The following is a 24,947-nucleotide window of genomic DNA, read 5'->3' as shown; positions in this document are numbered from 1 at the left end:
TCCCGCCACAGAGAAGCGTGGCGGCATAGTGTCAGACATTGTCTTCTCCCGGAAGCATGGAACGCAAACGCAAGAGCGCGATCTTTTCGACCTGCGCTGAAGCCGTCTCAAATTCCTCTTGCCGGTCATTGTCAATCCGCCTTTCGAAGGCAGACAGAATATCGTCCTTGTTCAGCCCCTTCACGGCGATAATGAAGGGAAATGCGAATTTTTCGGTGTAGGCAGCGTTCAGTTCGGTGAAACGAGCATGTTCGGAAGGTGTCAACCGGTCGAGCCCGGCGGACGCCTGTTCTGACTTCGAGTCCTCGGTCAACTCTCCTGCGATCGCCAGTCTTCCCGCAAGATCGGGATGCGCCCTTAGAACCGCAAGGCGCTCGGCATGCGCGGCAGCACGGAACGTTGTCACGAGCGCCGCATGCACGCCGTCGGCCGTCAGCGCAACATGCGGATTTTGATCGAAGGCCCGTTCCGCCACCCAGGGCGAATGCTCAAAGACACCGCCAAAGCGCGCGACAAAGTTTTCGCGTGCGCTCATCACAAACCGCCTTCCGGCTTGTGATGCTCATACCAGTGCCGGGCAATATCGATCCGCTTGGGGGTCCAGACCTTCTCGTGGCCCAAGACATAGTCAATGAAACGGGCAAGCGCCGCCGCCCGGCCGGGGCGGCCGACAAGGCGACAGTGGAGGCCGACATTCATCATCTTGGGACTGCCTTCCTTGCCCTCCGCATAGAGCACGTCGAAGGTGTCCTTCAGATAGGCGAAGAACTGGTCACCGGAATTGAAGCCCTGCGGTGTCGCAAAACGCATGTCGTTTGCATCGAGCGTGTAGGGGATGATCAGATGCGGATTGTCCTTGGTGAGGCCGGGAACCCAATAGGGCAGTTCATCGGCATAGCTGTCGGAGGAATAGACGAAGCCGCCCTCCTCCAGAACAAGTTTCAATGTGTTGTTCGACGGCTTGCCCTGATAGAGGCCGAGCGGATGCGAACCGGTCAGTTCCTTGTGCAGACGCACGGCTTCGCGGATGTGTCTGCGCTCTTCTTCTTCCGGAAAATCCTTGTATTCCAGCCAGCGATAGCCATGGCTGGCGATCTCCCAGCCCGCTTCCTTCATGGCGGCGACCGCTTCCGGATTGCGCGCCATGGCAAGCGTCACACCATAGACCGTCACATCGACATTGCGGCTGGTGAACATCCGCCAGAGCCGCCAGAAGCCGGCACGGGCGCCGTATTCGTAGATCGACTCCATGTTGAGATTGCGCTGGCCGGGCCAGGGTTGCGCGCCGACTATTTCCGACAGCAGCGATTCGGACGCCTTGTCGCCGTCGAGAATGCTACTTTCGCCGCCTTCCTCGTAGTTGACCACGAACTGCACCGCGATGCGCGCATCGCCCGGCCAGCGAACCTGCGGAGGATTGCGGCCGTAGCCGATGAGATTACGCGGATAGGATTGCTCTGCCATCAAATCACCCTTCGAATTTACCGGAACGGTAGCATCCGTGGCCGGAAAATCGAAGTCAAAATGGCGAAAATCGCAGTCTATCCAAGGCGGGAACATGCTATTGCGTCAACTGCAACACCCATTCAGCAATTCGCCTGCAGAAGGCGAGCGGCGAGCGCCGCCTTTGTCCCGGACGCGCGCGGCGCGTCCGATATCGCCGTCGCACTCACCCGCGCTGTGGCAGCAACCGGCCGATGCGCAGAGAGTTTTCCGAGCGGGTGCTGCGAGTGGACACGCAGCGGCGCGCCGGCCTCCGGCTCGATAAAGAGCGCAAGGCTGGAAATCTTCAAGGGCTCGTTCAGCAAAGGTTCGAAATAGTCGCGAAGCGCCCGTTCGAACCGGGCGTTGAGATTGGGATGTATCGGTCCCGTCAGCATCATGTGAAACCGAAACTCATCCATCACATGAGGGTAGCCCCAGCGATGCAGATTGGAGAACTGCGGCGCTGTCAGACGGTCCGGATCCCGCCGTTCGATCTCCGCGTCACTCAGCGGCGCACGGAACATGTCGAACGTCTGAACGACCGAGGCGGCAAGATGGTTCATCTGCTCACACGGAGCCGAGGGCGCCAAGCCGTAGAACTCGCCAAGCCTTGCGATTTCCATGCGAGGAATTTCAAACGGCGTCACGGTGCTGGCAAAATGCATCATGGCTTTCAGCAACGCCGCCTCGCTGGTCTCCGAATGAAGTCGGAACGGCGCCTTGATGGTGCCGTGAAACCCATAACGGCGCGGCACGGCCGTATGGAACGCCAGCTCCTGCCGACTGAAGCCGGCGATCGACGGCGCCTCCGGCGCTTCGCCGGAATAGACGTTACGGCCAAGCCAGCTTGCCGCTGCGACCGACAAAGGATCATAGATCGACGGCGTAAAATAGATGGCGTACCGCATCGGCTCCGCTCCGTTGCAACTCAATATGCGAGCGGGGTTACGTGATTTGCGTGACAGAATGACGAATAATAATGGTCGCCAACCAGCCGCAATCAACTCAGTCCGAAAACCTCAGATTTCTCGGAAAAAACCCGCAAATTTTGTCGGAACCAACCAGCTTTTGCTTCGTTTTGTCTGCGGTACCACCAAAAACGGAGAAGAATCGTGACTTACCAAGATACCAATCGTCAGGACGCCGACATCAGGGAAACCCACGATCTGATTGCCAGCGACAAGGTCGAGGGTACCCGCGTTTACGGTCTGGATGGCAAGCACATCGGCTCGATCGAACGCGTCATCATCGAAAAGCGCAGCGGGCGTGTTTCCTACGCTGTTCTCGCTTTCGGCGGTTTCCTTGGCATGGGCGAGGATCACTACCCTATACCGTGGGCCAAGCTCACTTACGATGAAAATCTCGGCGGCTATCGCACGGATTTGACGCGCGAGCAGGTCGAGAACGCACCGAAGTACCACGGCGACGACGAATATGAATGGAACAAGGAAAACGGTCGCCGCGTCTATGACTATTACGGCGTCCCGCCCTACTGGATGTAGGCAAATAGCAGGTGACTGCTCCGGGCCTCGCTACTGCGGGGCCTTTGCTTTTTCCGACACCAAAAGATCGAAATGAGCCCGGCAGCGGAACGATGCGGGCAGGGCATCGTCCGTTTCGCCGCAGATTTCACCGATCACGGTCGATGCCAACTGATGCGCGATACCGAAACTGATCTTGAAGCCGCCGGTCAGGGCATGGATGCGCTGATGATCCGGATGCCGCCCGGCCATCGGATCGCGTCCGATCGCCTTCGGTCGCACGCCTGCCCAGCGCTCGATGACTGGGGCGTTGCGAATGCGCGGCACAAGGTCCTCCGCACGAGCCAGCAGGGCATCAAGTTGCTCGTCCGTTGAAAAAGGTGCGTCGAAGGTGTTTTCACTGGTGCTGCCGACAGCGACCATGCCGTTTTCATGTGGCACGATGTAAAGCCCATCGGTGAAGACGACCGGCAGGCTCGGATCGATATCGGCTTTCAGCAACGCCGCCTGCCCCTTGACGCCCGTGCCGCTTGAACCAGGCGGACCCGCCAAACCATCCAGGAAGGAGAATGCGTCAACACCGTTTGCGATGATGCAATCACCGAAGGCCTCTGTGCTCCCATCGGCAAAATCCGCGCGCCCTGCAACGGGATCGATATGAACGAGGTCCCGCCCCTCCTCGATCCGGATATGTTTTGACTGGCGCAAATATATCGAGAGCATGGCAAGGAACGGTCGCGGCGCGACCCTGGCGGCCAGCGTATCAAACACGACGCCGCTTTCGGCAAAAGCGCTAACCAACCACCCCTCAACCGGGGGTCGATCGCCGACGTGCCAGTGGAATTGCCGGTCGCCGGCACGCCAGTTGACGATCGCATCCTGTTCATGGCGAAGGGCAATCGTGCGCAGATGCGGCTTTGCCAGAGGCATGAGACGCCCGGAACGGCGATAGCCTGCCGAGAGCCCCGTCGCCGCCTCAAGCGTCGCAATTTCGGCCTCGAGAGAAATGAGCGCGTCGAACTGGAACTGCTTCTTTGCGTTCCACCGATCCGGCATATGCGGCATGAGCGCGCCGAGCACGCCGCCGCTTGCCCCGGCGCCGATCGCCTTGCGTTCGACAAGCAGGGTCCGCAATCCGGCTCGTTCGGCCATCACGCCGGCCCAGAGCCCCATGATTCCGCCGCCGATGATCAACAGATCCGTCATCGATTGACCTTCTCAGATAGGCAGATTATCGCTTCGCCATGAACCGCGAGAACCTGGAAAATACGGCAGTGCCGGATCAGCAAACGCTTGAATGGCGCGAAGGCGATATGCCCTATTCGCAAGAGTTTGGCGACCATTTTTATTGCCGCGAGGATGGCCGGCTGGAATGCGGCCATGTGTTTCTCTCTGGCAATCGCCTGCCGGAGCGCTGGCGGCGGCCGGGCGAATTCCGCATCGGCGAACTCGGCTTCGGTACCGGCCTGAACTTCTGCGAAACCTGGCGGCAATGGAAAGGAACCCGCACCGAAGGCGGAGAGCTTCACTTCGTCTCGTTCGAACGCTTTCCGATGCGCCCCGGCGAGATCGATCGGGCGTTGTCACGCTGGCCGGAAATTGACGCGGAACGGCAAGCTCTCGGCGCGCAATGGCCGGAGCAACCAAGCGGCATTGTCGACCTTGATTTCGGCGGCATGCGCCTGACCGTCGTCTGTGGCGTAGCCCTCGACGAGATCGACCGTTTCTCCGGCCTGTTCGATGCCTGGTATCTCGACGGTTTTGCGCCACGGCGCAATCCGGACATGTGGTCGGAAGAGCTGATGCATCTCATCCACGGTAAGACGGTCGATGGCGGTACCTTTGCCACTTATGCCGCGGCCGGCTTCGTCCGCCGCAATCTTGAGGCGGCAGGCTTCGCGATCGATCGCCGTCCCGGCTTCGGCAGCAAGCGCGAAATGCTTTGCGGCGTGAAAGCGACATCCCGCGTCGCGTAAAATCCGGCGTTTACAACCACCCTTCTCTGCCAAGGAAGTCTGCTGTCGCAAATGGTGGCGCATGCAGCGCATCGAAACTGCACCATGACTTTCTGTCCTAACTGATGGAAAAGCCATGAGCGAGAACGAATTTCCGCACTCCTTTTTGACCGGCTCGGACGCTCCCCTAGAACGCCGCCGCCGAACCGGCGGGCGCGGTGCCGACCGGCTGCGAAAAGGCCCAGGAAATTCAAAATATCTCAATCTTGTCAATACGATGGAAAAATCCACCGTTTTGACCGACGACGCGCTGGAGGCCATTCACAATGCCTCGCTGACGATCCTCGAGGAAATCGGCATGGACGTCATCCTGCCGGAAGCCCGCGCCCGAATGAAAGCCGCCGGCGCCGACGTGACGCCTGGCACCGATCGTGTCCGTTTCGATCGCGGGCTGATCATGGATATGATCTCGTCCGTTCCATCCGGCTTCACCATGCATGCCCGCAACCCGATCCGCAATGTCGAGATCGGCGGTAACAATCTCGTCTTCGCGCAGATCGCCTCAGCCCCCTTCGTTGCCGACCGGGAAGGCGGGCGCCGGGCCGGCAACCAGGAGGACTATCGCAAGCTGGTGAAGCTCGCGCAGTCCTATGACATCATTCACACGACCGGAGGCTATCCGGTCGAGCCGGTCGATATCCACGCCTCGGTGCGCCATCTCGATTGCCTCTCGGACATGGTGAAACTCACCGACAAAGTCTTCCACTGCTATTCGCTTGGGGCACAGCGCAATCTCGACGCTTTGGAAATCGCCCGCATCGGCCGCGGCATCACCGCCGAACAGATGGAACGCGAGCCATCGCTCTTCACCATCATCAACACCTCGTCGCCACTGCGCCTCGACGGGCCGATGCTCCAGGGCATCATCGAAATGTCGTCGCGCAACCAAGTGGTTGTTGTCACGCCCTTCACCCTGGCTGGCGCCATGGCCCCGGTGACGATCGCAGGTGCGGTCGTGCAGCAGAATGCCGAGGCGCTGGCCGGCATCGCGTTTACCCAGATGGTAAGGCGTGGCGCACCTGTCATGTATGGCGGGTTCACCTCGAACGTCGACATGAAGACCGGTGCGCCCGCCTTCGGCACGCCGGAATACATGAAGGCCGTTATCGCCGGCGGTCAGCTCGCCCGCCGCTACAAGATCCCCTACCGCACATCCAACACCAACGCTTCGAACACGCTCGATGCGCAGGCGGCCTACGAATCGGTCCTGTCGCTCTGGGCGCTGACGCAGGGTGGCGGCAACTTCATCATGCACGCGGCTGGTTGGAGCGAAGGCGGCCTGACGGCATCCTTCGAGAAGTTCGTCCTCGATGTCGATATGCTGCAGATGGTCGCCGAATTCCTGAAACCGCTCGACGTCAGCGAGGATGCGCTTGGTCTCGACGCTGTCCGCGAGGTCGGTCCGGGTGGCCACTATTTCGGCACCGCGCACACGCTCGCGCGGTATGAAAGGGCCTTCTACTCTCCGATCTTGTCCGATTGGCGCAATTTCGAGACATGGACGGAAGCCGGACGACCGACGACCTATGATCACGCCAACCGCGTCTTCAAGGAAAAGCTGAACGAATATGAGCGCCCTCCACTCGACCCGGCCATCGAAGAGGAACTCGACGCCTTCGTTGCCCGCCGGAAGGCCGAGGGCGGCGTTCCGACAGACTTTTAAGGAGAAGGGTCAGCTCGACATTGCCGAACGAACCGACGAGATCAATTTGTCGGTGGGCATGCCGCTGTAGTCCTTGTTGATTTCCACCGTGGTTTTCGCACGCGTAGCAGCGGAGAGTATGGAGCGAAAATAACCCAGCGTCTGGGGAGCTGCGCAAAGCACGAGGCGGTCGAAGGCCCCTTTCCGTGCATAGGTATCGAGCTTGCTGGCCACATCCGAGGTGAACCTCTCTTGTTCCCCGCGCACCGGATCGCTCGAATATTCCATCGCCGAGCGACCATGACCAACAGACGAATGGCTTCGCCCAGGCTTGTCGGCCATGATGTCCTGGGCACGCTTGGTATCCAGCTGAAAGATTTCCTGCTCGGGATTCTGTGGTCCATCTTTGAGAAAATTCACGCCCTTCAAAAGGCGCGCCTGATTGCCATCGGCAGCAAGAAGCCATGTCGTCGTCATTATTCGCTCCTTGAGCATAACCACGCCGACGTCCATATGACGCAACACCGGCGGCGCTGCGACTGAACGCGGCCGTGCCTCGTGATGCAAGGCACCTGAAGAGGGTCAACGCGCGGGGGAAAAGGAAGGTTCCCGAAAAATCCGGCAAACCCAAATCTCTCTGAAAGCGAAAACCCCATCTATATTACCATCGAATCAGCACCTATGTCCCGGCGAAATCGTGTATTGGACAGACCCCATGCCTGAACCTCTGAAGAACCTCCTGCATCCGGCCCTCGTCGCAACGTTGGCAGAGTTCATCGCTGTCAACGCCGGTGCGTTCGATAAGGCCCGCTTCTTCAGTCTCGCGACACGTGACATGCAACAACTGGAACTCATGCAGCGATCGATACAGATTCGCGACGCATTGGTTGAAACCTTACCGGCTGAATTTGCCAGAGCGGCAGCCATTCTATCGGCGAGCCTGCCGCAGGTGGGACGGTCGGGCCTGACAGGCTGGGCGCTCCTGCCGGTCAGCCAGTTCGTGGCGCAAAGGGGTCTCGATGACTTCGATCTCTCGCTTGATCTGCTGAAACAACTGACGCCGCATTTCACGGCGGAGTTCGGTATCCGGCCCTTTATCGACGCGGATCAGGATCGCGCGCTCGCGACGATCCGCCGCTGGACAGATGACGAAAACCACCATGTCCGTCGTCTCGCTTCGGAGGGAACGCGACCGCGCCTACCGTGGGCGATGCGCCTGCCCGCGCTGATGCGCGATCCGCAGCCGATCCTGTCGATCCTGACCGTACTTCTCGATGACCCGGAGGAATATGTGCGCCGCTCTGTTGCCAACAGCCTGAACGATATTGCCAAGGACCACCCGGATCTGGTCGCCGATTTCGTGGCACGGCATGTCGAGGGCGCATCGTCGGAGCGGCGGCAATTGCTGCGCCACGCCTCGCGAACACTGTTGAAAAAGGGACATGCGGCAGCTCTTGCAAATTTCGGCTTTGCGCCGCTTTCCGGCATCATGGCAACTTTGAACATCCAGACGGGCAGCGTCGATTTCGGTAATCCGCTCGCCTTCACGCTGGCCGTCACCAATCAGGGTGCTGCATCGCAGCAGGTGATGATCGACTACGCAATCCACCATCGCAAAGCCAATGGCAGCCTTGCGCCCAAAGTCTTCAAGTGGAAGAGCCTCACGCTCACCCCCGGTGAAACCGTGGAAATGCCCCGCCAGCATTCCATCCGCGCCATCACCACGCGGCAATATTACCCCGGCGGCCACCGGCTCGAGATCCTGGCAAACGGCGCAGTCCTGGCAGGCGGTGAATTTCAGCTCGTCATGGCATGAGGGCAACGCTCTTCGCACCTGCAAAAAACTACCCCTTGACTTTTGACGGTAAAACAACGACATGGGGGCAGCGTCACCTTCCGGCCGCCGCGTGAGCGAGCCCTGCGGGATTTCACAGATCCGTACCGAAGGATAAGCGCAACACAGAATGTCTTGCCAAACGCGGCAAGATGCAGCGCAGACAGCTTAATCAACCCACAAGTTCCCAAATCACGCGGGGTTCTTGACGCAAGGCGAAACCGGAACCGCATGGTGCAGTTCCGGCGATGTTCGTTTTGCGCCCCCGAAAAGGTAATACATTGACCACTTTTAAAGACCTTGGCCTCTCCGAGCATGTTCTTTCGACCCTCTCCTCCCTGGGGTTCGAAACGCCGACGCCAATTCAGGCTGAAGCGATCCCGCTCGTGATGGAAGGCCATGACCTTATCGGTCTTGCCCAGACAGGCACCGGCAAGACGGCCGCTTTCGGCCTGCCGATGATCGAAAAGATGCTCGCCGACGGCAAGCGTCCCGATCCGCGCAACATTCGCGCCCTTGTTCTCGCTCCGACCCGTGAGCTGGTGAACCAGATCGCCGCAAACCTGAAGGACTTCGTCAAGAAGACCCCGATCAAGATCGGCCTCGTCGTCGGCGGCGCATCTATCAACAAGCAGTCCGAGCAGCTCGCCCGCGGCGTCGACATTCTTGTCGCCACGCCCGGCCGTCTTCTTGACCTCATTGCTCGCAAGGCAGTGACCCTGACCCAGGCTCGCTATCTCGTTCTCGACGAAGCCGACCAGATGCTGGACCTCGGCTTCATCCATGACCTGCGCAAGATTTCCAAGCTGGTTCCGAAGAACCGCCAGACGCTGCTGTTTTCGGCAACGATGCCAAAGGCAATTGCCGAGCTTGCCAGCGAATATCTGAGCAACCCAAAGCGCGTCGAAGTTTCGCCTCCGGGCAAGGCTGCCGACAAGGTAGAGCAGTATGTTCACTTCGTCGCCGGCGCCAGCCAGAAGACCGAAATCCTGAAGAAGACGTTGACCGACAACCCGGACGGCCGCGCCATGGTCTTTTCGCGCACCAAGCACGGCGCCGAGAAACTGATGAAGCATCTGGAGCATGTCGGCTACTCCGTCGCATCGATCCATGGCAACAAGAGCCAGGGTCAGCGCGAACGGGCGCTCAAGGCATTCCGTGACGGCGAGACGCGCGTTCTCGTCGCAACCGACGTCGCTGCGCGTGGCATCGATATCCCGGGCGTCACCCACGTTTACAACTATGATCTGCCGGAAGTGCCGGACGCCTATGTGCACCGTATCGGCCGTACCGCTCGCGCCGGTCGCGACGGTATTGCCATCGCCTTCTGCGCTCCGGACGAAATCCGCCTGTTGCGCGATATCGAACGCCTGATGAAAATCGACATCGCTGTTGCGAGCGGCGAAGTTCCTGCCGACCGCGCCCGCCCGAAGGGTGCCCGCGGCGGCAATGGCGCCCGCAACGCGTCACGCCCCGCCGGCAACGGCCACAACGAACGCCGCCCGCGCCCACAGGGCGGCAGCGACAATGTGCACCGCGCCGAACGTTCGGCTCCAAGCCCGTTTGCAGGCGACGATCTTCTTGTAACTGGCGAAGGCCAGCAGAAGAAGCAGCACCGCAAGGGTCAGGGCCCGGCGGCACAGGCCGCGCACGAACAGGCGCTTGCCAAGCGCCCGGGCGGCAACCGCAATGGACGCCCCGGCCAGAAGCAGGGCGAATGGCGCAACCGCAACCACGGCGGCAATGCCGCTGGCAATCAGAGCCGCGAAAGCGGCAACGGCGCCGGTGCGCAAGGCCAGCGCCGCCGCGCCAACGGCAACGGACAGCGCCGCGACGAAGCATAAGCCTCGTCTATGCGTCAAGCGAACTGAAGACGGCGGGCTCGGCCCGCCGTTTTTTGTATGGGGCAGGGACCGTCTTGCGATTGGTCAAATAAACGCCGGTCACCGCGATCACCGTTCCAGCGATCATTGGCAGTGTGAGCGCCTCATCGAAGAACAGCCAAGCCTGCACGGCGGCGAGCGGCGGCACCAGATAGATCAACGAGGCCGCGCGCGACACCTGGCCGCGCCGAATCAAATAAAGCAGCAGCGCAATCGCCCCCATCGACAGGCCGAGCACCGCCCAGCCGAGCGCGGCAAACAACTGCACGCTCCAGACGACCCGCATCTCCTCGAGGAGAAACGCCAACGGTACCGTGACGATCAGCGCCCCAATATATTGCAGTGTCGCGGTCGAGCGAATGTCGCCGTCCTGCAGGTGGCGCTTCTGATAGAGCGTGCCGTAGGTGACGGCCGCCATGCCCAGAACGTTGATGATCACCGGAAACAGGTGGATCGGCGTCGCGCCTGTGTCGATTGCCATGACCTTCGGCACGACCGCCAGTGCGATACCGAGAAAGCCGAGAATCAGACCCAGCTTCTGTTGGCCAGAGAGGTTTTCACCGATGAGAGCAGGGGCCACTGCCGCCGTCATCAACGGCTGCAGCCCCGCAATGATACCAGAGATCGCAGCTGGAACACCTTGCCCGATCGCCCACCATACGGCGCCGAGATAAAGCCCGTGCAGGAAGATTCCGGAAATGACCGCATGTCCGGCCGCAGCCCATGTTTTTGGCCAGGCGGCTCCAGTTGCGAGACAGAAGCCGGTGAAAAGCAGCGTGGCGAGCAGGTAGCGTAATACAAGGAAGGTCAGCGGATCGGCATAGATGCCGGCATATTTTGCCATTACCCACCCCGTCGACCAGAGCAAGACGAAAATGGCCGGAGCCAGACGGTCGAGGGTCATGCATGCTCCTGATGCGATTTCGTGATCGGCGCCTTGCGTAGAGTGATGCGGGATGATGGTCAAAACAAAATTCCTGATGTTTAACTTCAACGATCTGCGCAAAAGCCATTTTTTTCATGCGCGAAAAATAGGCAGCCCCATCCGTTGCGCCGAGGAATTTTATAGGCGTTCGAAATCACACCGATGATTGCAAATCGAGAGTGCTTAAACATGCATCGCTTCAGCCGCCGAAACGCAGCCTCCAGCCCAAAAAAGTAGCAATCCGTCACTGAAATTTCTTTTGCCTTCCAGTGAGCATGCTTCTTGCATTGCCCCTGCTGTTGTACTCAAATGGCAAAAAAGGGGACCACACCGTTGGCATTTGACGAAATGATGAATGCGGACAATAGCCCGCGCCAGCCTTACACGACTTACAATGATTGGTACGCCAGCCAGGACAAGGCCCGCCTGATCGCAAAATCAAAAGAGGCCGAAAACATCTTCCGCAAGACGGGCATCACCTTCGCGGTCTACGGACACGCCGACAGCTCCGAAAAACTCATCCCCTTCGACCTGATCCCGCGCATCATTTCCGGCCGCGAATGGCGCAAGCTGGCGCAGGGCATCGAGCAGCGGGTCATCGCCCTCAACGCTTTCCTCGACGACATCTACCACAAGCAGGAAATTATCAAGGCGGGCCGGATCCCACGCGAGCTGATCGAGCGCAACGAAGCCTTCCTGCCGCAGATGATCGGTTTCCGGCCGCCGGGCGGTGTCTATACACACATCGTCGGCACGGACATCGTGCGCACCGGCGAAGACCAGTTCTATGTTCTGGAAGACAATGCCCGCACCCCTTCCGGTGTCAGCTACATGCTGGAAAACCGTGAAACGATGATGCAGATGTTCCCGGAACTCTTCCATCAGAACCGCGTCCGCCCGGTCGAGAACTATCCCTATCTGCTCCGCCATAGCCTCGCCTCGCTCGCTCCTCCCGGCTGCGAAGGCAAGCCGCGCGTCGCGGTACTGACGCCGGGCATCTACAACTCGGCCTATTACGAACATGCTTTCTTGGCCGACATGATGGGCGTCGAGCTTGTCGAAGGCTCGGACCTGCGCGTCATCGACGGTAGGGTGAAGATGCGCACCACACGCGGTTACGAGGCGATCGACGTCCTCTACCGCCGTGTCGACGACGATTATCTCGACCCCCTCACCTTCAAGCCCGAATCTGCGCTTGGCATTCCAGGGATCATGGATGTCTATCGCGCCGGCAACATCACCATCGCCAACGCGCCGGGGACCGGCATCTGCGACGACAAGGCGATCTATTCCTATATGCCGGAAATCGTCGAGTTCTATACCGGGCGCAAGGCCCTGCTCGAGAACGTGCCGACGTGGCGTTGTTCCGAGCCCGATAGCCTGAAATACGTGCTGGAAAACCTTAGTGATCTCGTCGTCAAGGAAGTGCACGGTTCCGGCGGCTACGGCATGCTCGTTGGCCCGACCGCATCCAAGAAGGAATGTGCCGTTTTCGCTGAAAAGCTCAAAACCCGGCCAACAAATTACATTGCGCAACCGACCCTTTCTCTCTCGACAGTGCCAATCCTCGTCAACAAGGGCATCGCTCCGCGCCATGTGGACCTTCGCCCCTATGTCCTCGTCTCCGACAAGGTGCAGATCATTCCGGGTGGACTGACCCGCGTGGCTTTGAAGGCCGGCTCGCTAGTGGTGAATTCCAGCCAGGGCGGCGGCACCAAGGATACCTGGGTTCTGGAGGACTGACACGCATGCTCGGAAGAACCGCAAACGGCCTTTACTGGATGTTCCGCTATATAGAGCGGGCCGAAAACAGCGCTCGCCTGATCGATGCTGGCTTGCGCATGTCACTCACACGCTCGCAGGCGACGGAAGACGACTGGGACGGTGTGCTGCAAAGCTCCGGCGTCCGCGACATCTATGACGACCTCTACGAAAATCTGACCAGTACCGACGCGATCGACTTTCTGCTGCGCGACAAGGCCAATCCATCGAGCGTGATGTCGTGCATCGACTCAGGCCGCAACAACGCCCGTATGGTTCGAACGGCCCTGACGCGCGAAACCTGGGAAGCCACCAACGAATGCTGGCTCGACCTGAAGACAATGCTGGCCCGACGCGTGAAAGCCGCGGACCTGCCTGAGGCAATCGATGCGATCAAGCGCAAGACCGGCCTGATCCGCGGTGCCTTCCATGGCACCATGCTTCGCAACGAGATCTTCAATTTCTCGCGCATCGGCACCTTCATCGAACGCGCAGACAACACGGCGCGCATTCTGGACGTGAAATATTACGTGCTGCTTCCGGCAGTCTCCCAGGTCGGCTCCTCGATCGACAACGTGCAATGGGAATCGATCCTGCGATCTGTCTCGGCACATCGCTCCTACGGCTGGGTCTACGAGGCGGAATACAAGCCCTCCCACATTGCCGACTTCCTGATCCTCAATGGACGCATGCCGCGCTCGCTCGCCTATTGCTATGAGAAGATTGCCAGCAACCTCGGTTATCTCGCCCGTGAATACGGCGAAAGCCATGCGGCGCACGCAACCGCCGCGGAAACCTTGGCGTCGCTGCGCAGTCATTCGATCAAGGATGTGATGGACCAGGGATTGCACGAATACATCGAGAACTTCATCAGCCACAATAACCGTCTGGGGCAAGAAATCTCCGACGGCTACCGGTTCTACTAGGTATCGGTTGGGAGAAAGACAGATGCGTCTGAAGATCAGTCACACGACCGAGTACACCTATGACGAGCCGGTACACTATTCGCTGCAGCGGCTGCGGCTGACGCCGCTGACCCAACCCGGCCAGACCGTCATCAGCTGGAAGACCTCCGTCGAGGGCGCCCATGTGGAGGTCGGCTACGACGATCACTTTGGCAATCGGGTCAACCTCGTCAGCGTCAATGGCGACCAGACCTCCATTCGCATCACCGCCAGCGGCGAAGTCGAGACGGAGGACAAGTCTGGCGTCTACGGCGTCCACCAGGCCTATGCGCCGCTCTGGCTTTACCTGCGCGAGACGCCGCTGACAAAGATGACAAAGCCGATCCGCAACCTCGCCAAGGCGATGAGCGGCGACACGGACCTCGCCAAGATGCATGCGCTGATGGGCAAGATCAATGAGATTGTCGAATACAAGCCGGGCGAAACCGGAGCGCAGACGACGGCCGAGGAAGCCTTGCAACAGCAGAGCGGCGTCTGCCAGGATCATGCGCATATCATGATTGCAGCCGCCCGCACGCTTGGTCTGCCCGCCCGCTACATCTCCGGCTACCTGATGATGGAAGACCAGCCGGAACAGGCGGCAAGCCATGCCTGGGCGGAAGTGCATCTGAACGGCCTCGGCTGGGTCGGCTTCGACGCCGCCAACAACCTCTGCCCCGACGATCGCTATGTCCGCATCGCCTGCGGGCTCGACTATCGCGACGCAGCGCCGATCTCCGGGCTCGTTCATGGTTCAGTGACCGAAGCCTTGAAAGTGGCGGTAACCGTCGAGCAACACAAACAGAGCCAGACGCAGAGTCAGTAAACAGACACTGGGTCATGACGATGCGGCAAGCGTACCGACATGGCCCTTCGCGCCGAAAGTGAGGATCGCCTGGTCTGCCGTCATCAGCGGCGCCTGATGAAAACGCGCCGTGGCAATGATCATCCTGTCGGCAGGATCGGCATGAAAATCTCCCGGCAGCCGAACGCTGCCGCCGGAAATCGGAGCTTCCAAGGGCACAAGTGCGATACCCGGCAGCGCCAGCGCGACTGATCCATCGGCCGACGTCATCACCAAGCGCGATACGCCCCTTCTGCGCCAGCATGGCGATCTCCCAGGGCGTGATCGCGCGATGCGGGCCCCCGAATCAGAAAAGGCGGAGCAAATGCTCCGCCTCCGCTGAGTTCGAATGCCGTGCAGATCAGTGGCTGTCCCTGCCGACCGCGTTTCCGCGACATCCCTTGAGGAAGTCGAGGTCGGCGCCGGTATCGGCCCCTTCGACATGCTGCTGGTGCAGCCAGGCATAGCCGGAAGCCGGCAGATCATGGTTCGGCTGCCATTCTGCGAGCCGCCGCGCCAGTTCCTCCGCGGAAATGTCGAGATGCAGACGGCGGTTCGGCACGTCCATCTCGATCATGTCGCCGTTCTTGACGACAGCGAGCGGTCCGCCGACCGCCGCTTCCGGGGACGTGTGCAGCACGACGGTGCCATAGGCGGTGCCGGACATACGCGCGTCGGAGATGCGCACCATGTCGGTGATGCCCTTCTTGAGCACCTTGGGCGGCAGACCCATGTTGCCAACTTCGGCCATGCCCGGATAGCCCTTTGGCCCGCAGTTCTTCATGACCATGATGCAGGTTTCGTCGATGTCGAGGTTGTCGTCGTTGATCTTGGCCTTGTAGTCGTCGATGTCCTCGAACACGACCGCGCGGCCACGATGCGTCAACAGATGCGCCGAAGCGGCCGACGGCTTCAGCACCGCGCCCTTCGGTGCGAGATTGCCGCGCAGCACGACGATGCCGCCCGACTGTGTCAACGCCTTCTTGGCGGGAAGGATGACATCCTCGTTCCAGTTGACGACGTCCTTGACCTCCTCCCACATGGTTTCGCCGGATACCGTGAGTGCGTCCTTGTGCAGGAGGCCTGCCTCGCCGAGGCGCTTCAACACCACCGGCAGGCCGCCGGCATAGAAGAATTCCTCCATTAGGTACTTGCCCGACGGCATCAGGTTGACGATCGTCGGGATGTCGCGGCCACAGCGGTCCCAGTCATCAAGCGAAAGATCAATGCCGACGCGGCCGGCGATGGCGAGCAGGTGGATGACGGCGTTGGTAGATCCGCCGATGGCCGCATTGGTGCGGATGGCGTTCTCGAATGCCTCCTTCGTCATGATATCCGAAGGCTTCAGGTCGTCCTTGACCATCTGGACGATACGCCGGCCAGTGAGCTGCGCCATGACCTTGCGGCGGGAATCAACCGCCGGGATCGCGGCGTTGCCGGAAAGCGCCATGCCGAGCGCCTCGGCCATGGATGCCATGGTGGAGGCGGTGCCCATGGTATTGCAGGTGCCCGAAGAACGGCTCATAGAAGCCTCCGCCTCGAGGAACTCGGCCTGCGTCATCTCGCCAGCCTTCACCATTTCGGAAAACTTCCACAGATGCGTGCCCGAGCCGACGCGTTCGCCGCGGAAATAGCCGTTCAGCATCGGGCCGCCGGTGACGACGATCGAGGGCAGGTCGCAGGAGGCGGCGCCCATGAGCAGCGACGGCGTGGTCTTGTCGCAGCCGACCATCAGCACGCAGCCATCCATGGGTTGGCCGCGGATCGCTTCCTCCACCGCGAGAGCGGCAAGGTTGCGGTACATCATCGCGGTCGGGCGGAAGGTGTTTTCGGATGCCGAGAACACCGGCACTTCGACCGGGAAGCCGCCGGCCTCCCACACGCCCGCCTTCACCTTCTCGGCGAGTTCACGCAGATGGCCGTTGCACGGCGTCAGATCAGACCAGGTGTTGAGGATCCCAATAACCGGACGCCCGTCGAACAGGTCGTGCGGATACCCTTGGTTCTTCAGCCAGCCGCGGTGATAGATCACGTCACGGCTCGTACCACCGTACCATTCCTGCGAGCGCAGCTTGCGCGGCCACTCAGCTTTCTTCTTCATTGTCTTCGTGTCCTTTGAAGTGCCGGACCGGCAACCGACCGATCCCGCGAAAAATGCTTACGCCAGCGTGTAGGCGGTCTTCACCACGGTGAAGAATTCGGCGGCATATTTGCCCTGCTCGCGCGAACCATAGGACGACCCCTTCCGGCCGCCGAACGGCACGTGGAAGTCGACGCCGGCGGTCGGCAGATTGACCATCACCATGCCGGCTTCCGAATTGCGCTTGAAATGCGTCGCGTGCTTGAGGCTGGTCGTTGCGATGCCGGCCGACAGGCCGAAGGGCGTGTCGTTGGCGGTCGCAAGCGCCTCGTCGTAATCCTTAACGCGGATGACGGACGCGACCGGGCCAAAAATTTCCTCGCGGGAAATGCGCATCTGGTTGGTCGCTTCGGTGAACAGTGTCGGCTGCAGATAGAAGCCAGGATTGTCGCGCGCGACCGTCTCACCACCGAAGGCGAGCTTGGCGCCCTCTTTCTTTCCGATATCGATATAGTCTGTGTCGGTGGCAAGCTGCCGCTCGTCGACGACCGGGCCGATATGGGTTCCCGCCTTCAAGGCATCATCGACCACCAGCGTCTTCAGTTTTTCAGTGAGCGCTGCGACGAACTTATCGTGGATGCCTTCGGTGACGATCAGCCGCGACGAGGCCGTGCAGCGCTGGCCGGTGGAGAAGAAGCCGGAATTGGCGGCCGCCTCGACGGCGACGTTGAGGTCGGCATCATCCAAAACCACCATCGGGTTCTTGCCGCCCATTTCCAGCTGGAACTTGCGATTGTGCTCGATCGAGGAGGCAGCGACGCGCTTGCCCGTGCCGGTCGAGCCGGTGAAGGTAATGCCGGCCAGATCCGGGCTGTCGAGCATCGCCTGGCCGACGACCGAGCCCTTGCCCATGACGAGGTTCAACACGCCCTTCGGCAGGCCAGCGCGATTGAGAATGTCGGCGATCGCCCAGGAGCAGCCCGGCACCAGCTCGGCCGGCTTGAAGACGACGGTGTTGCCGTAGCAGAGCGCCGGCGCGATCTTCCAGGCGGGAATGGCGATCGGGAAGTTCCACGGCGTGATGATGCCGATCACGCCGATCGGCTCGCGGGTGATCTCGACACCGATGTTCGGACGTGCCGACGGCAGAACTTCGCCTGCAAGACGCAGGGCTTCTCCTGCGAAGAAATCGAAGATCTGGGCAGCGCGAATGGTTTCGCCGATGGCTTCCGGAAGCGTCTTGCCCTCTTCGCGGGCGAGAAGGTTTCCAAGCTCTTCCTTGCGGGCGAGAATTTCGTCAGCGGTCTTCTTCAGGATCGCGTGCCGCTCGAGGATGCCCGAACGGGACCAGGCCGGAAAGGCTGCTTTGGCCGCGGCGATCGCGGTCTTTGCATCGTCGGCGCTGGCGCTCGCGTAGAGACCGACCACTTCGTTGGTGTTGGACGGATTGATGTTTTCGACACCGTTCGTGCCGACCCATTCGCCGGCAATCAGGTTATGATGGAGTGTCATGGGCTTAAAGCCTCCTTGGTTTGCGCGAGCGCCAATAACCGGCACCCGCAGTCAAATGCGTAACCGGATCAGAGCTGGCCGATCGTGACTTCATCCTCGCCGGCGACTGCCAGCGTGTTGCGCAGCGGCAGACCGAATTCCGACGCCTCGATCTCAAAAATATCGCCGGCTTCCGTCTTGATGCCGTCGCCGAAGGACAGCGTCGCCGTGCCGAACATGTGGACATGCACATCGCCCGGCGCGCGGAATATACCGTATTTGAAGTGGTGATATTCGAGATTGGCGAAGCTGTGGGACATGTTGGTCTCACCCGACAGGAACGGCTTTTCCCACAGGACCGCGCCGTTGCGGATGATGCGCGACGTGCCGCGAATATCGCTCGGCGCTTCGCCGACCCGGATTTCCGGACCGAAGCTCGCCGGACGCAGCTTGGAGTGCGCGAGATAGAGATAGTTGACGCGTTCCGTCACGTGATCGGAGAACTCGTTGGCGACGGCAAAGCCGATGCGGAACGGCACGCCCTTGTCGGAGATGACGTAGATGCCGGCCATTTCAGGTTCCTCGCCGCCATCTTGCGCGAAGGACGGCGATACGAGATCGCCGCCGGGAGCCACCGTCTGCGAGCCGTTGCCCTTGTAGAACCATTCGGGCTGCACGCCCTTTTCGCCGGGCTTCGGCTTGCCGCCTTCGAGGCCCATCTTGAACATCTTCATCGTGTCGGTGGCGCCCTCTTCCACCTTCGAGACGGCAGCGTGCATGGCGTCGCGGGTCGCAGCCGAGCCGAGATGGGTCAGGCCCGTGCCGGTCAGGTGCAGATGCGCAGCGTCCGGATGGGTGATCGGCGGCAGGAACAGCCCCTTGGCATAAACGTCCTGAAGATCGATCTCGTCGCCGAGGCCGTGCGCCTCGACGACGGCTTTCAAACTCTTGCCGGAATTGGCAGCTTCCATTGCCAGCGCATAAACGCTGGTTGCACCCTTCACCGCGCGGGCGCCCTCGCCCAATTCGCGAACGGCCACCGTGATCGAGCCGTCATTGTTCTTCACCTGGGAAATCAGCACAGCCTTGTCCTCTTCTAGATCCGGGCTGTTTTTCGGCGTCAAGCGTCTGGCTCTCGGCAACAACAACCCTTTGGGAGACGCATGAGCGCTCCCATTCATGACGGCAGAGCCGCCGTTTTCGTCATGATACGCGGGCCGGAGCGCTATCGCCTAACGTAAGCGCGAGAGGCGCTCCGGCACCAGATTTGCTTCGACCGGCAAGCCGGCGCCGCTGGACGGACCAAAAACGGTCAGCCCTTGTTCTTGTTGTAGACGTCGAAGAACACGGCAGCGAGCAGCACGAGGCCCTTGACGAGCTGCTGGTAGTCGATGCCGAGACCCATGATCGACATGCCGTTGTTCATGACGCCCATGATGAAGGCGCCGATGACCGCACCGGTGATCTTGCCGACGCCGCCCGATGCCGATGCGCCACCGATGAAGCAGGCTGCAATGACGTCAAGCTCGAAGCCAACACCCGCCTTCGGCGTCGCCGAGTTCAAACGCGCCGCGATGATCATTCCGGCAAGGGCAGCCAGAACACCCATGTTGACGAAGGTGTAGAAGGTCAGCCGCTCGGTGTTGATACCGGAGAGCTTCGCTGCCTTCTCATTGCCGCCCATCGCGTAGATGCGTCGACCAATCGTCGAACGGGTGGTGACGAAGGTGTAGAGGGCAATCAGAAGCGCCATCACAACGAGGACGTTCGGGAAGCCCTTGTATGTCGAGAGCTGGAAGCCAAGGAAAACGGCCACGGCGCTGATGATCCCCATTTGGAGAACAAAGAAAGCGAAAGGCTCGTTTTCTGTTCCATGCAGATCGTTGGTCCGGCGGTCCCTGATTCCGTAGTAGATCGCCAATGCGACCAGCACCAGCACTGTCACCAGTGCGAAGAAATTGGTGATGACACCCGGGAGAGGATTGAGGAAATAGAGGAAGTCCGGGATGAAACCAGTCGACAACAGCTGGAAATCCTTCGGGAACGGCCCGATCGGTCTGTTCTGCAGCACCAGATAGGTGAGACCGCGGAAAACCAGCATGCCGGCAAGAGTGACGATGAAGGCCGGAATTTTCCGATAGGCCACCCAATAACCCTGGGCTGCTCCGACCAATCCACCGAGAACCAGACACAGCGGCACAACGATGGAGAAGTGCAATCCCCACTTGACGAGCATGATCGCCGAAAGGCCGCCCGTAAACGCGACGATCGAGCCGACGGAAAGGTCGATATGGCCGGCAACGATGATCAGCAGCATTCCGAGCGCCATGATGACGATAAACGAATTCTGTAGCACGAGGTTGGTAAGGTTGACGGGCTTGAAAAGCACGCCATTCGTCAGAAACTGGAAGAACAGCATGATGACCACGAGTGCGACGAGCAGGCCGTATTCGCGGATATTGTTCCTGAGATAGTCCCCGATGGAGGGCGTGGTTTTCGGAGCGCTGGTTTCGATAACCATTAGTGTTTCTCCCCGGAGCGCATGATGGCGCGCATGATGGATTCCTGGCTTGCTTCTTGCTTCGAAAGCTCGGCGACGATGCGACCTTCGTTCATGACGTAGATGCGGTCGCAGGTTCCGAGAAGCTCGGGCATTTCCGATGAGATCATCAGGATGCCTTTGCCTTCTGCGGCAAGCTGATTGATGATGGTATAGATTTCGTACTTCGCCCCGACATCGATGCCGCGTGTCGGCTCGTCGAGGATCAGCACTTCGGGGCTGGTGAACAGCCATTTGGACAGAACGACCTTCTGCTGGTTGCCGCCCGACAGGTTGACGGCCTCCTGATAGATCGAATGGGAGCGGATACGCAACTTCGACCGGTATTCGGTCGCGACCTTCCGTTCCTTGTGGTCATCGATCACGCCGTTGTTTGCCACCGCGCTGAGATTGGAAAGCGTCGTGTTGTGCATGATGTTGTTGTTCAGCACCAGCCCGAGTTGCTTGCGATCTTCCGTGACATAGGCAAGACCTGCGTCGATGGCACGCGGAATAGTGCTCACGTCGACCTGTTTGCCATGCATGAAGACTTCACCCGTGATCTTGTGACCCCAGGATTTGCCGAAGATGCTCATCACCGTTTCGGTCCGGCCGGCACCCATCAGGCCTGCTATGCCGACCACTTCGCCGGCATGGACGTTGAAATTGACATTGTGCAGGAACTGCCGGTCGCGGTGCTGCTGGTGGAAGACGTTCCAGTTCTTCACCTCAAGCAGCGTCTCGCCGATCTTCGGCTCGCGCGGCGGATAGCGGTCTTCCATGTCGCGGCCGACCATGCCCTTGATTATGCGATCTTCGCTGATGTCCTCGCTGTGACAGTCGAGCGTTTCGACGGTCCCGCCGTCGCGCAGGATGGTGATCTTGTCGGCGACCTTCTTGATCTCGTTCAGCTTGTGCGAAATGATGATCGAGGTCATGCCCTGCTTGCGGAATTCCATGAGCAGCTTCAGCAGCGCGTCGGAATCGGTCTCGTTGAGCGAGGCCGTCGGCTCGTCGAGGATCAGCAGCCTGACCTTCTTGGAAAGAGCCTTGGCGATTTCCACCAATTGCTGCTTGCCCACGCCGATATCCGTGATCCGGGTCGTCGGCGGCTCCCTGAGGCCGACCTTCGATAGAAGTTCCTGTGTTCGCGAGAAGGTCTGCGGCCAATTGATGACACCGTTGGCGGCGATCTCGTTGCCGAGAAAAATGTTTTCCGCAATCGAGAGCAGTGGGACCAGCGCCAGTTCCTGATGGATGATGATGATGCCGAGATGTTCGCTGTCGGAAATCGTTGAGAAATGACGAACTTCGCGGTCGTAGTGAATTTCGCCATCATAGGTGCCGGCGGGATAGACGCCGCTCAATACCTTCATCAGGGTCGATTTTCCCGCGCCGTTTTCGCCGACAAGCGCGTGAATCTCCCCCTCGCGGACCTTGAGATTGACATTGTCCAAGGCTTTGACGCCCGGAAACGTCTTCGTGATGCCCCGCATTTCCAGAATGATGTTGTCCATGGTCAGGTATTCCTGCGGCAGTCCGTGAATGATGAGGCCAGACAAACCGACAATACAAAGTCCCTCATCAAGATAAAAGGGCCCGCAAGCAATCGCGGGCCCCCGATCGAAGAGACGGGATCAGTTGTTGATCTGGTCTTCGGTGTAGTAACCGGCACCAACCAGAACTTCCTTGACGTTGGTCTTGTCAACGGAAACCGGCTTCAGGAGGTAGGACGGAACAACCTTGACACCGTTGTCGTAGGTCTTGGTGTCGTTGATTTCCGGCTCCTTGCCGCCCATGATGGCGTCCGTCATGTTGACGGCAACCTTGGCAAGCTCGCGGGTATCCTTGAATACCGAGGAATACTGTTCGCCAGCGAGAATCGACTTGACCGACGGCAGTTCGGCGTCCTGACCGGTGACGATCGGCATCGGCATGTCGCCCGAGCCGTAGCCAACGCCCTTCAGAGCCGAAATGATGCCGATGGAGAGACCATCGTAAGGCGACAGAACGCCATCAACCTTGGCGTCGGTGTAGGTCGAGGAAAGCAGGTTTTCCATGCGGGCCTGTGCAACGGCACCGTCCCAACGGAGCGTACCGACCTGGTCCATGCCCATTTGGCCAGACTTCACAACAATCTTCTTGGCGTCGATGAGCGGCTGCAGAACCGACATTGCACCGTCGTAGAAGAAGAAGGCGTTGTTGTCGTCCGGCGAACCACCGAAGAGTTCGACGTTTTTCGGCTCGGTGGCGCCATCGAGCTTGAGGCCCTGCACGAGCGAGGTTGCCTGGAGCACGCCGACCTGGAAGTTGTCGAACGTCGCGTAGTAGTCGACATTGCCAGAATCGCGGATCAGGCGATCGTAAGCGATGACCTTGACGCCAGCGTCATGAGCCTTCTGAAGGATGTCGGACAGCGTCGTGCCGTCGATGGCGGCGATGACGAGAACCTTGGCACCCTTGGTGACCATGTTTTCGATCTGAGCAAGCTGGTTCGGGATGTCGTCGTCAGCAAACTGCAGGTCCGGGGTGTAGCCCGATTCCTTGAACAGCTTTTCCATGGTCTCGCCGTCGGAGATCCAACGGGTCGAGGTCTTGGTCGGCATGGAAATGCCGACGGTGCCCTTGTCCTGGGCGATCGCCGGAACGACGAACGACGCGACGCTGAGCGCTGCGGCGGCGAGAAGTGAGCTAATCAATTTCATGTATCTCTCCCTGAGTGTTGATCCAGGCAAGCTGTCCGGCCGGCCTCGATATGTGCAGCGCTTCGCGTAGCCGAGGGACGAAGACCCTCGGCGGAGGTTTAAGGGGTGAAAGAAAGCCCTCCCAGGCCTTACACGCTCCCAAGTACGCTGGCGCACATGGCGGCAAACTGGAATCAAACATCATAACTGTCAAATACAATATGGGTGTATATCTATAACTATTTTGATATAGTAACGCAGAACAGTGTGATTTTTCGCGAGAGCGAAGGCGTTTTTCTCGGAAGGCGGGTAAATATGGACGATCCGATACAGCATTCATCCGTTCCAGTGGATTATTCAGACCGTGGAATTTTTCGTTCCGGCTTGAAGATGAGCCACCTGCAACTGATTCTCGCTATCGAAGATCACGGCCAGATCAGCGCGGCCGCCGACGCGCTGAGCATATCCCAGCCCGCAGCCTCGCGCATGCTCGGCGAAATCGAGGCTATTCTCAAGGCACCGCTTTGCGCCCGCGTCGCCCGCGGCGTCGAACTGACCCAATATGGACGAGCACTGGCCCGGCGTGCCCGGACGATCTTCCTGGAGCTGCGGGAGACAGCGCGCGAGATCAGCGAATTGAAGACCGGAAGCGGCGGCTCCGTGTCGCTCGGATCCGTCACCGGCCCCGCCCTCAATCTTGCGGTTCCGGCTGTCCGCCAGGTTTCGACCGCCTATCCCGGTATCGAGATCAACATCCAGATCGAAAACAGCAATGTGCTGGTGCGCGAACTCCTCTCCGCCCGGCACGACTTCGTCATCGGCCGCATACCCGACGAGATGGACCCGCGACAGTTCAACCTCATCGAGATCGGCGAGGAGGATGTCTGCCTGATCGTACGCGAGGGCCATCCGCTGCTCGACAAAGGCCTCGTCAGTTCCGCCGATCTGCCCGGCTATGACTGGGTCTTTCAACCACAGGGAACACTGCTGCGCCGCGCCGTCGAGGACAGCTTCCTGTCTGCAGGAACACCCCTGCCTGCAACCATCATCAACACCTCGTCGATCATCCTGACTGTCTCGATCGTCCGGCACACCAATGCGATCGCCCCGGTCGCCCGTGACGTCGCCAGTCTGATTGCCACCAATGGAGGCCAGGCGGGTGAAATCCGCATTCTGCCAACCGATTTCAACATCAAGATTCGCCCCTACAGCCTGATCACCGCGCGCGGCCGTGCCCTGCCGCCCAGCGCCAAGCTTCTCTACGATCTGATCCTGAAGCAAAGCACGGCATGATCAGGCCCGCAAAACCTTGCCGTGCTTTGATATCCGCGAAAAAGGG

At 59.9% G+C, this 24,947-nt stretch carries 22 protein-coding genes; 9 read left to right on the top strand and 13 right to left on the bottom strand.

Annotation, left to right across the window (positions count from 1 at the left end):
* Nucleotides 1–31: 31 nt before the first annotated feature.
* The 3 genes from uraD to ACSQ2W_RS13395 all read right to left on the bottom strand — a co-directional run bounded on the left by uraD (nt 32) and on the right by ACSQ2W_RS13395 (nt 2,393).
* Nucleotides 32–535 carry a 2-oxo-4-hydroxy-4-carboxy-5-ureidoimidazoline decarboxylase gene (gene uraD / locus ACSQ2W_RS13405; RefSeq protein WP_436086677.1) on the bottom strand — a complete coding sequence of 168 codons (504 nt, stop codon included), beginning with the start codon at nt 533–535 and terminating at the stop codon, nt 32–34.
* A complete protein-coding gene (puuE, locus tag ACSQ2W_RS13400; RefSeq protein ID WP_436086676.1) occupies nt 535–1,464 on the bottom strand; it encodes an allantoinase PuuE in 930 nt (309 codons plus the stop codon). The genes uraD and puuE overlap by 1 nt, the downstream gene beginning before the upstream one ends.
* A gap of 122 nt (nt 1,465–1,586) precedes the next feature.
* Nucleotides 1,587–2,393 carry a DUF1045 domain-containing protein gene (locus tag ACSQ2W_RS13395; RefSeq protein ID WP_436086675.1) on the bottom strand — a complete coding sequence of 269 codons (807 nt, stop codon included), beginning with the start codon at nt 2,391–2,393 and terminating at the stop codon, nt 1,587–1,589.
* 204 nt (nt 2,394–2,597) lie between these two features.
* Here ACSQ2W_RS13395 and ACSQ2W_RS13390 point away from each other — a divergent pair, with 204 nt between their 5' ends.
* A complete protein-coding gene (locus tag ACSQ2W_RS13390; RefSeq protein ID WP_436086674.1) occupies nt 2,598–2,987 on the top strand; it encodes a PRC-barrel domain-containing protein in 390 nt (129 codons plus the stop codon).
* A gap of 30 nt (nt 2,988–3,017) precedes the next feature.
* Here ACSQ2W_RS13390 and ACSQ2W_RS13385 read toward each other — a convergent pair whose 3' ends face one another.
* Nucleotides 3,018–4,172: an NAD(P)/FAD-dependent oxidoreductase gene (locus ACSQ2W_RS13385; RefSeq protein WP_436086673.1), complete on the bottom strand. Its 1,155-nt coding sequence runs from the start codon at nt 4,170–4,172 to the stop codon at nt 3,018–3,020.
* 38 nt (nt 4,173–4,210) lie between these two features.
* Here ACSQ2W_RS13385 and mnmD point away from each other — a divergent pair, with 38 nt between their 5' ends.
* Together mnmD and ACSQ2W_RS13375 are read left to right on the top strand one after the other, a co-directional pair.
* Complete coding sequence (gene mnmD / locus ACSQ2W_RS13380; protein ID WP_436086672.1) at nt 4,211–4,942, top strand: tRNA (5-methylaminomethyl-2-thiouridine)(34)-methyltransferase MnmD; 732 nt, start codon at nt 4,211–4,213, stop codon at nt 4,940–4,942.
* A 115-nt stretch (nt 4,943–5,057) separates the two neighbouring features.
* Entirely contained in the window at nt 5,058–6,644 is a 1,587-nt protein-coding gene (locus tag ACSQ2W_RS13375; RefSeq protein ID WP_436086671.1) for a trimethylamine methyltransferase family protein, read from the top strand.
* Nucleotides 6,645–6,653: 9 nt separating this feature from the next.
* On the opposite strand, the gene ACSQ2W_RS13370 is transcribed toward ACSQ2W_RS13375, so the two are convergent.
* A complete protein-coding gene (locus ACSQ2W_RS13370) occupies nt 6,654–7,103 on the bottom strand; it encodes a host attachment protein (RefSeq protein WP_436087781.1) in 450 nt (149 codons plus the stop codon).
* 235 nt (nt 7,104–7,338) lie between these two features.
* Between ACSQ2W_RS13370 and ACSQ2W_RS13365 the strand changes: the two genes are divergently transcribed.
* Together ACSQ2W_RS13365 and ACSQ2W_RS13360 are read left to right on the top strand one after the other, a co-directional pair.
* Complete coding sequence (locus ACSQ2W_RS13365) at nt 7,339–8,439, top strand: DNA alkylation repair protein (protein WP_436086670.1); 1,101 nt, start codon at nt 7,339–7,341, stop codon at nt 8,437–8,439.
* A gap of 299 nt (nt 8,440–8,738) precedes the next feature.
* Complete coding sequence (locus ACSQ2W_RS13360) at nt 8,739–10,301, top strand: DEAD/DEAH box helicase (RefSeq protein WP_436086669.1); 1,563 nt, start codon at nt 8,739–8,741, stop codon at nt 10,299–10,301.
* Nucleotides 10,302–10,308: 7 nt separating this feature from the next.
* Here ACSQ2W_RS13360 and ACSQ2W_RS13355 read toward each other — a convergent pair whose 3' ends face one another.
* Nucleotides 10,309–11,244 (bottom strand): DMT family transporter, encoded by a 936-nt coding sequence (locus ACSQ2W_RS13355; RefSeq protein ID WP_436086668.1) that lies wholly within the window; start codon nt 11,242–11,244, stop codon nt 10,309–10,311.
* Nucleotides 11,245–11,613: 369 nt separating this feature from the next.
* On the opposite strand from ACSQ2W_RS13355, the gene ACSQ2W_RS13350 reads away from it, so the two are divergent.
* Genes ACSQ2W_RS13350 through ACSQ2W_RS13340 form a run of 3 tightly spaced genes read left to right on the top strand, consistent with a single transcriptional unit; the run spans nt 11,614 to nt 14,796 of the window.
* Nucleotides 11,614–13,008, top strand: coding sequence for a circularly permuted type 2 ATP-grasp protein (locus ACSQ2W_RS13350; protein ID WP_436087780.1), 1,395 nt, complete (start codon nt 11,614–11,616; stop codon nt 13,006–13,008).
* 5 nt (nt 13,009–13,013) lie between these two features.
* Entirely contained in the window at nt 13,014–13,952 is a 939-nt protein-coding gene (locus tag ACSQ2W_RS13345; protein ID WP_436086667.1) for an alpha-E domain-containing protein, read from the top strand.
* 22 nt (nt 13,953–13,974) lie between these two features.
* Complete coding sequence (locus tag ACSQ2W_RS13340; RefSeq protein ID WP_436086666.1) at nt 13,975–14,796, top strand: transglutaminase family protein; 822 nt, start codon at nt 13,975–13,977, stop codon at nt 14,794–14,796.
* A 12-nt stretch (nt 14,797–14,808) separates the two neighbouring features.
* Here the strand turns inward: ACSQ2W_RS13340 and ACSQ2W_RS13335 are convergent, their stop codons facing one another.
* From ACSQ2W_RS13335 to chvE, 7 genes are all read right to left on the bottom strand, one after another.
* Nucleotides 14,809–15,051: a PIN domain-containing protein gene (locus ACSQ2W_RS13335; protein WP_436086665.1), complete on the bottom strand. Its 243-nt coding sequence runs from the start codon at nt 15,049–15,051 to the stop codon at nt 14,809–14,811.
* 124 nt (nt 15,052–15,175) lie between these two features.
* On the bottom strand, nt 15,176–16,915 hold the full coding sequence (gene araD, locus ACSQ2W_RS13330; RefSeq protein WP_436086664.1) for an L-arabinonate dehydratase: 1,740 nt from the start codon (nt 16,913–16,915) through the stop codon (nt 15,176–15,178).
* A gap of 57 nt (nt 16,916–16,972) precedes the next feature.
* Nucleotides 16,973–18,406: an aldehyde dehydrogenase family protein gene (locus ACSQ2W_RS13325; protein WP_436086663.1), complete on the bottom strand. Its 1,434-nt coding sequence runs from the start codon at nt 18,404–18,406 to the stop codon at nt 16,973–16,975.
* Between the two features lie 68 nt (nt 18,407–18,474).
* Nucleotides 18,475–19,467, bottom strand: a complete 993-nt coding sequence (gene araD1 / locus ACSQ2W_RS13320; protein ID WP_436087779.1) for an AraD1 family protein — start codon at nt 19,465–19,467, stop codon at nt 18,475–18,477.
* 230 nt (nt 19,468–19,697) lie between these two features.
* Nucleotides 19,698–20,906: a multiple monosaccharide ABC transporter permease gene (gene mmsB, locus ACSQ2W_RS13315; RefSeq protein ID WP_113005746.1), complete on the bottom strand. Its 1,209-nt coding sequence runs from the start codon at nt 20,904–20,906 to the stop codon at nt 19,698–19,700.
* Nucleotides 20,906–22,441, bottom strand: coding sequence for a multiple monosaccharide ABC transporter ATP-binding protein (gene mmsA / locus ACSQ2W_RS13310; RefSeq protein WP_436086662.1), 1,536 nt, complete (start codon nt 22,439–22,441; stop codon nt 20,906–20,908). The genes mmsB and mmsA overlap by 1 nt, the downstream gene beginning before the upstream one ends.
* 120 nt (nt 22,442–22,561) lie before the next feature.
* Entirely contained in the window at nt 22,562–23,629 is a 1,068-nt protein-coding gene (gene chvE / locus ACSQ2W_RS13305) for a multiple monosaccharide ABC transporter substrate-binding protein (RefSeq protein ID WP_018326823.1), read from the bottom strand.
* Between the two features lie 294 nt (nt 23,630–23,923).
* Here chvE and ACSQ2W_RS13300 point away from each other — a divergent pair, with 294 nt between their 5' ends.
* Nucleotides 23,924–24,901, top strand: a complete 978-nt coding sequence (locus ACSQ2W_RS13300; RefSeq protein ID WP_436086661.1) for a LysR family transcriptional regulator — start codon at nt 23,924–23,926, stop codon at nt 24,899–24,901.
* Nucleotides 24,902–24,947 lie beyond the last annotated feature (46 nt).

The organism is Pararhizobium sp. LjRoot255, from assembly GCF_964252905.1.
GTDB lineage: Bacteria > Pseudomonadota > Alphaproteobacteria > Rhizobiales > Rhizobiaceae > Pararhizobium.
The sequence above is the reverse complement of the archived record's forward strand: the minus strand, read 5'-3'. Positions and strand labels throughout refer to the sequence as shown.